7 protein-coding genes are annotated in these 6847 nt (G+C 65.3%); 4 read left to right on the forward strand and 3 right to left on the reverse strand.

What is annotated here, in order from left to right; all coding sequences use genetic code 11:
- Positions 1–136 precede the first annotated feature (136 nt).
- Positions 137–1045 (reverse strand): LysR family transcriptional regulator, encoded by a 909-nt coding sequence (locus ACTHNE_RS03350; protein ID WP_440268558.1) that lies wholly within the window; start codon positions 1043–1045, stop codon positions 137–139.
- A 124-nt stretch (positions 1046–1169) separates the two neighbouring features.
- Here ACTHNE_RS03350 and trpB point away from each other — a divergent pair, with 124 nt between their 5' ends.
- The 3 genes from trpB (at position 1170) to accD (ending at position 4264) form a co-directional block, all read left to right on the forward strand.
- Positions 1170–2375, forward strand: coding sequence for a tryptophan synthase subunit beta (gene trpB / locus ACTHNE_RS03355; protein ID WP_324947670.1), 1206 nt, complete (start codon positions 1170–1172; stop codon positions 2373–2375).
- A complete protein-coding gene (gene trpA / locus ACTHNE_RS03360; protein WP_440268559.1) occupies positions 2372–3169 on the forward strand; it encodes a tryptophan synthase subunit alpha in 798 nt (265 codons plus the stop codon). The genes trpB and trpA overlap by 4 nt, the downstream gene beginning before the upstream one ends.
- A 225-nt stretch (positions 3170–3394) precedes the next feature.
- Entirely contained in the window at positions 3395–4264 is an 870-nt protein-coding gene (accD, locus tag ACTHNE_RS03365; protein WP_440268560.1) for an acetyl-CoA carboxylase, carboxyltransferase subunit beta, read from the forward strand.
- A gap of 377 nt (positions 4265–4641) precedes the next feature.
- Here accD and ACTHNE_RS03370 read toward each other — a convergent pair whose 3' ends face one another.
- The gene (locus ACTHNE_RS03370) at positions 4642–5217 is read right to left on the reverse strand and encodes a phosphatase PAP2 family protein (protein ID WP_324947676.1); all 576 of its coding nucleotides are present in this window, start codon (positions 5215–5217) and stop codon (positions 4642–4644) included.
- Positions 5186–6346 (reverse strand): glycosyltransferase family 4 protein, encoded by a 1161-nt coding sequence (locus ACTHNE_RS03375; protein WP_324947678.1) that lies wholly within the window; start codon positions 6344–6346, stop codon positions 5186–5188. The genes ACTHNE_RS03370 and ACTHNE_RS03375 overlap by 32 nt, the downstream gene beginning before the upstream one ends.
- A 166-nt stretch (positions 6347–6512) precedes the next feature.
- Between ACTHNE_RS03375 and ACTHNE_RS03380 the strand changes: the two genes are divergently transcribed.
- Positions 6513–6847: DUF4399 domain-containing protein (locus tag ACTHNE_RS03380; protein WP_440268561.1), on the forward strand; the 335-nt coding region annotated here is incomplete at its 3' end.

Genomic DNA, 6847 nt, shown 5'->3' on the forward strand with positions numbered 1-6847 from the left:
ACCGCCAATTCGTTCGCTTCGACAACAGGAGTACGCTTGTTCATGACTCGCCCTCGCTCATTACAGGACGGTGAAGAGTTTTACTCTCCTCCGCTGGCCCCAGAGGCCTTGTCGGAGCGGGGGCGAGTCCATGCGATTACGGGAGGATTGAGGTGAGCGGCGCGGACTTGAGTTCGTTGCGCATCCACGCCGCCAATGCATCCACGCGGTTGTCGTTGCGCCGCCGTGGCGTGGCCAGAATCCAGCTCGCATCGGTCTGCCGGAATCCCCAAGGCGCGAGCAGACGTCCCGCGTCGATATCGTCCTGCACGAGCTGCACCGGAGCGATCGCTACGCCAAGTCCCGCGACAGCCGCTTCCAACAGATAGAACAGATGCGCGAAGCCCTGTCCGTAGTGCAGCGCTTCGGCGTTCATGCCGCTTGCCTGCGCCCACGCCGGCCACGCTTGCGGGCGCGAATGCGTGAACAGCAGGGCTTCGCCGCTCAATCCGGCGGCGCCTTCCGCCAGCAAGCGTGCAAGTCCCGCATAGCGTGGGCTCACCACCGGACCGATATGTTCCGGCGCCAGCATATGCACCCGCCACCCGGCAGGCCATGGCGGTACGGCCATGGCGAGCGCCGCATCGGGTTCGGCATGCCGCGGCGCGAGCGGGTCTTCTTCCGGCGAAAGATGCAGCCGCAGCGCGGGCAGGTCGCGTTCCAGTCGCTCCAGCCGGGGAATCACCCAGCGGGCGAGCAAGCTGCCTGCGCAGCCGAGCACGAACGGAGCATCCTGGCGATCGCGTTGCAGTTGAGCCCAGCCGTCCCGTAGCGCCTCGAAGGCGCCGCTGACGTGATCGTGCAATTGCTTGCCGGTGACGGTCAGGGCGATGCCCCGCCCCTGGCGGGTCACCAGCGGCTGGCCGAGCGCTTCCTCCAGCAGGCGCAGTTGACGGCTGATGGCGCCGTGGGTGACATGCAGCTCCTCGGCGGCGCGGCCGACGCTGCCCAGCCGGGCGGTGGCCTCGAAGGCGCGCAGGGCGTTGAGGGACGGCAAGTTGCGCATGGATACGTGAGTTTTTCTAACAGATGGCGGCGATCTTATCGCTTTTTTGGCCATGCGATCCGCGTTATTTTTGAGCATCTCACGGCATCCGCCGGGCAGACGCTACTCCCAGGAATCCTGACCAATGTCGATGGACTTCAATCAATGGCCCGACGCCCACGGGCGTTTCGGCAGCTTCGGCGGCCAGTACGTGGCCGAGACCCTGATGGCCCCCCTGGCCGAACTCACCGAGGCCTACCTGCGCCTGCGCGAGGATCCGGAATTTCTGGCCGAGCTCGATCGCGATCTCACCCACTACGTGGGCCGCCCCAGCCCGATCTACCACGCCGAGCAATTGTCCAAGCACGTCGGCGGCGCGCGCATCCTGCTCAAGCGCGAGGACTTGAATCACACCGGCGCGCACAAGATCAACAACACCATCGGCCAGGCGCTGGTCGCCAAGCGCATGGGCAAGCCGCGCGTGATCGCCGAAACCGGCGCCGGCCAGCATGGCGTGGCCACCGCGACGGTCGCCGCGCGTTTTGGCCTGAAGTGCGTGGTGTACATGGGCGCCGTCGATATCGAGCGGCAGAAGATCAACGTGTACCGCATGAAGCTGCTCGGCGCCGAAGTGGTGCCGGTCACGTCCGGCTCGAAAACGCTGAAGGACGCGCTGAACGAAGCGATGCGCGACTGGGTGACCAATGTTGCCGACACCTTTTACATCATCGGCACCGTCGCCGGACCGCATCCGTATCCGATGATGGTGCGCGATTTCAACGCGATCGTCGGCCGCGAGGCGCGCGCGCAGATGCTGCAGCAGTACGGCCGCCTGCCGGACGTGCTCACCGCATGCGTGGGCGGCGGTTCCAACGCGATCGGCCTGTTCCACGCATTCCTCAACGATCGCCAGGTACGCATGGTCGGCGCGGAAGCGGCGGGCGAAGGCATCGCCACCGGCCATCACGCCGCATCGCTGGCGGCCGGGCGCCCCGGCGTACTGCACGGCAATCGCACCTATGTGCTGTGCGATGACAACGGCCAGATCACCGAAACGCATTCCGTCTCCGCCGGCCTGGACTATCCCGGCGTCGGTCCCGAGCATGCGTTCCTCAAAGATGCCGGCCGCGCCGAATATGTCGGCGTGACCGATGACGAAGCCTTGGAGGCATTCCATCTGCTCGCACGCACTGAAGGCATCCTTGCCGCGCTCGAATCCAGCCACGCAGTGGCACAGGCGATGAAGCTGGCGCGCGAACTGCCGAAGGACGGCATCGTGCTGTGCAATCTTTCCGGCCGTGGCGACAAAGACGTGCACACGATTGCCGCACGCGAAGGAGTGCAGGTATGAGCCGCATCGACCGCCGTTTCGCTGCGTTGAAAACCGCCGGCCGCACCGGACTGATCCCCTTCGTCACCGCCGGCGATCCCGCGCCGGAGCGCAGCGTGGCCTTGATGCACGCGCTGGTCGCTGCCGGCGCCGACATCATTGAGCTGGGCGTACCGTTTTCTGACCCGATGGCCGACGGCCCGGTGATCCAGCACGCCAGCGAACGCGCCATCGCCAAGGGCGTGGGGCTGGCGGACGTGCTCAAGTGGGTGACGGCTTTCCGCGAGCGTGACCAGGAGACGCCCGTGGTGTTGATGGGATATCTCAATCCCGTCGAAATCCACGGTTACCAGCGCTTCGCGACGGAGGCCGTCGCCGCCGGCGTCGACGGCGTGCTGCTGGTGGATTGCCCGCTGGAAGAGGCCGAGGTGCTGGCGCCGTTGCGCAACGCCGGCCTCAAGCAGATCCTGCTGGCCGCGCCGACCACCGCACCCGCGCGTATGGCGCAGTTGTGCGAGGCTGCCGAAGGTTTCCTGTATTATGTGTCGTTCGCCGGCATCACTGGGGCCGGACGCTTGAGTACGCAGGACATCGCCGCACGCGTGGCCGATATCCGCGCGCATGCGAAGGCGCCGGTTGCGGTCGGTTTCGGCGTGAAGGATGCGCAGAGCGCGAAAGCGATCGGCGAGTTCGCCGATGCCGTGGTGATCGGCAGCGCATTGGTGGAGCGTTTGGATGGCGCAGCCACCGAGCAGGACATTGTGGCAAGGGTGGACGCTTTCCTGCGCCCGATCCGCGCGGCACTGGATGCCTGAAGGCGCATTCCCTTTGCGGAGGGGGAAGGGCGCGGCACCGGGGGCAACAAAAATAGAACAAGGGAACGGCAGTGGGCGATCCGTGGTCCATGGGCTGCATCGAGGCCGGGTCGTCCTCGCCCTTTATCTCTGTGGAAACGTCGCCATAGAGACGAAGGGAACGCGCAAGCCGCGTGACCGGCGCACCGATAAGGCCGCGCATGTTTCCAGATTGAGGCGGAATCCATGAATTGGCTGCAAAAAATCATGACACCCCGCGTACGCACGCAAGGCACCGCGGCGGGCAAGGGCAAGGTGCCCGAAGGGGTGTGGGAAAAGTGCGGTGGCTGCGGCGCCGTGCTGTATCGGCCGGAGCTGGAGCGCAGCCTGATGGTGTGCCCCAAGTGCGGCCATCATCATGCGATCGGCGCGCGCGCGCGCATGCTGTCGCTCCTCGACGAAGGCAGCACGCAGGAACGGTGGACGAGCATGGAGCCCAGCGATCCGCTGAAATTCCGTGACTCCAAGAAATACCGCGACCGCATCGTTTCTTCGCAGAAATCCACTGGCGAGAAAGACGCGCTGATCGCCATGAGCGGCAAGCTCAAGGATCAGCCGCTGATGGCGGTGGCGTTCGAGTTTTCCTACATGGGCGGCTCGATGGGCTCAGTGGTGGGCGAGAAGTTCACCCGCGCCGCCGAACGCGCATTGAGCGAACGCAGCGCCCTGGTGTGCTTCTCCGCCACCGGCGGCGCGCGCATGCAGGAGGCACTGTTCTCGCTGATGCAGATGGCCAAGACCTCCGCCGCACTGGGGCGTTTGCGCGAAGCGGGCGTGCCGTACATCAGCGTGCTTACGCATCCGACCACCGGTGGCGTGTCGGCAAGCCTCGGGATGCTCGGCGACATCAACGTGGCCGAACCCAAAGCACTGATCGGCTTTGCCGGCCCGCGTGTGATCGAGCAGACCGTGCGCGAGACTTTGCCGGAAGGCTTCCAGCGTTCGGAGTTCCTGCTGGAGCACGGCGCGATCGACATGATCGTCGACCGCCGCAACATGCGCGACAAGCTGGCGGATGTGTTGAACATCCTGCGCAAGGTGCCGCGCGCGGCGTGACGTGCGCGCAAGCCGATCCAAAAATGCCGCCTTCGGGCGGCTTTTTTTGTTTGGACGTCGCTAGTGTTGCGATGGCCGACCTTACTTTGCCGTCATTCCCGAGAAAACGGGAATGACGGCAATGAGGGTTGCAGAAACCGAAGGTTTTCCACAACCAATGTGGACGCCTTCCGGTAAACCCTGTGGAAAACCCACGCACGCATCTTTGCGATCAACCACTTGGTACGGCGTGCTCAATTTCTGTGCAGCAAGTGCGCGTACTTTTCCACAGCGATTGTGGAAAGTCTCTGGTAGAGCCTGTGGATAGATGTGCTATCTCGTTGAGCGCAAAGCATGTGAGCACGGCGTGACGAACAATTGCTCAGCGCAGGTTTTGATCACACGAGCAGTTGCGGTGCGCTGTGCACGATCCACAGCGACAGCGCACCGAGACCGCTGCCAACGAAAATGGCGGCAAGCACGTCGCTTGGATAATGCAAGCCGAGAATCACGCGCGATGCAGCCACCAGCGCAGTGAACGTCAGCAGCAACGGCGCCAGCAACGGATACCACGCCAGCGCGACGATGGTGAAACCCACGGCTTGCAAGGTATGTCCGGACGGAAAGCTGAATTCGTCCAGCGGCGGCACGTGCGCGATCACACCGGGGCAGGTGCGGAACGGACGCGGGCGGCGCGTCCAGCGCTTGAGCACGCGATACAAGGCCAGCGCCACCAGCCCCGTGGCCGCCATGTGCGCGGCGGCTTCCAGGCCGCGGCGGCCGTCGATCAGCGCCAGCGCCAGCATCAGCGCGTACCAGAACACGCCGTCGCCGAGACGGCTGATGATGCCGAAGAACCAGCCGACGGCGTGGCGTGCGCCCCAACGGTTGGCGGCGACGCACATGCGCCGGTCGAACGCATAGCGCGGCAGCGCGACGTGCTCAGGCAGGTGCGATGGTGACATGGCGGTCATGCATGTTCTCCTCGACCAGTTCGCGCAGCAGGTTTTCGAATTCGCGGATCACGGCGTCCGGCGACAGGCGTTCCACGCTGGCGGTCGCGGCCTGGCCCAAGTGGTGGATCAGGTGGATGTCGGCGGCCAGCGTCACGGCGGCGGCGGTGAACGCGCGCGCGTCGCCGGAAGTGATGCGATAGCCGTTGTCGCCATCGAACAGATGTTCGCGCGCCGCGCCTTCCGCATACGCCACCACCGGCAAGCCGGCGGCGAGCGCTTCCAGGATCACGTTGCCGAAGGTTTCGCTCAGGCTCGGGAACGGGAACAGATCCGCGCTGGCGTAGTGCGCGGCCAGTGCCTCGTCGCGCTTCATGCCGGCGAAGATGAAATCCGGGTGCGCCGCCTGCAGCGCCGCGCGCGCAGGACCGTCGCCCACCCACACATAGCGCGCTTTCGGCGCAACCTGCTGGATCGCGCGGAAGGTCTCCACGGCCAGCTCCAGATTCTTTTCCGGTGCGATGCGGCCCACGTAGAGCACCACTGGCGTATCGGCGTCCACGCCCCAGCTTGCGCGTAGTGTCTCGTCGCGCTTGGACGGATGGAACAGCTTGGTGTCCACCGCGCGGCGCAGCAGGCGCGCATGGTCCACGCCCATCGCAGTGAGTTCCGCCGCGAGCGCATCGGTAGGCACCAGCGTGATGTTCGCGCGCTGGTGAAAGCGACGCAGATAACCATGCACCACCGGCGTGAGAAAACCCACGCCGTAGTGGTTGGCGTAGGCGTCGAAGCGGGTGTGGAAGCCGGTGGCGACCGGAATCCCCAGGCGCACGGCCGTCTTCACCGCCGAGCGGCCCAGCGGGCCTTCGGTGGCGACATAGATCGCGTCGGGGCGGTGCTGGGTCCAGCGCTGGCGCAGCGTGCGCGGCGCGGGCAATCCGAAGCGCAGGCCGGGGTAGCGGGGCAGGGCCGCGCCGCGCGTTTCCAGTGCATCGATGCCCGATTCGTCGACGTGGCTGACGGTTTGACGGGGGCGGATAAGATCGATCGCGTGGCCCTTTGCGGCCAGACCTGTCGCCAGACTATGCACGGTGAGCGCGACACCGTTGATCTCCGGCGGATACGTCTCGCTGATGATGCCGATACGCATGGCGCATCCTCGTCTTGTACGGCAGTAGCTTCCGCTTGCGTCGTTGCGTAGCGATGGCGCACAGGTGACAGGCCGGTTACGGGTGTGACGAAATGGGGAAAACCGTGCCCTGAGGCGGTCAACTCGGCTAGATTGCGTGAACGGATATCTGGATCAGGAGGTTTTCATGAAACATCTGCTGCTTGCCGCCGCATTCGCCGCCGTTGCCGGTTCCGCATGCGCCGGCGAGGCGCCCATGTTGCCGGTGGCCAAGGCCCCGGCCGGCGCCGAGGTCTACATCATCTCGCCGCAGGATGGCGCCACCGTTTCGCAAAGTTTCACCGTGCGTTTTGGCCTCAAGGGCATGGGTATTGCGCCCGCCGGCGACGCGCACGAAAAGACCGGCCACCACCACCTGCTGGTGGACGTAAAGGAATTGCCCGCAGCCGGGCAGCCGATTCTGAAAGACGAGCAGCACATCCACTTCGGTGGCGGTCAGACCGAGACTACGCTGAAGCTGGC

The sequence above is a fragment of the Dyella sp. genome (assembly GCF_051954575.1).
Taxonomy (GTDB): domain Bacteria; phylum Pseudomonadota; class Gammaproteobacteria; order Xanthomonadales; family Rhodanobacteraceae; genus Dyella_B.

What these genes read in the sequence shown, in the direction of transcription:
- ACTHNE_RS03375 (WP_324947678.1), bottom strand. Translation starts at nt 6,346, where the DNA reads ATGCGTATCGGCATCATCAGCGAGACGTATCCGCCGGAGATCAACGGT.
- ACTHNE_RS03350 (WP_440268558.1), bottom strand. Translation starts at nt 1,045, where the DNA reads ATGCGCAACTTGCCGTCCCTCAACGCCCTGCGCGCCTTCGAGGCCACC.
- trpA (WP_440268559.1), top strand. Translation starts at nt 2,372, where the DNA reads ATGAGCCGCATCGACCGCCGTTTCGCTGCGTTGAAAACCGCCGGCCGC.
- ACTHNE_RS03370 (WP_324947676.1), bottom strand. Translation starts at nt 5,217, where the DNA reads ATGACCGCCATGTCACCATCGCACCTGCCTGAGCACGTCGCGCTGCCG.
- trpB (WP_324947670.1), top strand. Translation starts at nt 1,170, where the DNA reads ATGTCGATGGACTTCAATCAATGGCCCGACGCCCACGGGCGTTTCGGC.
- accD (WP_440268560.1), top strand. Translation starts at nt 3,395, where the DNA reads ATGAATTGGCTGCAAAAAATCATGACACCCCGCGTACGCACGCAAGGC.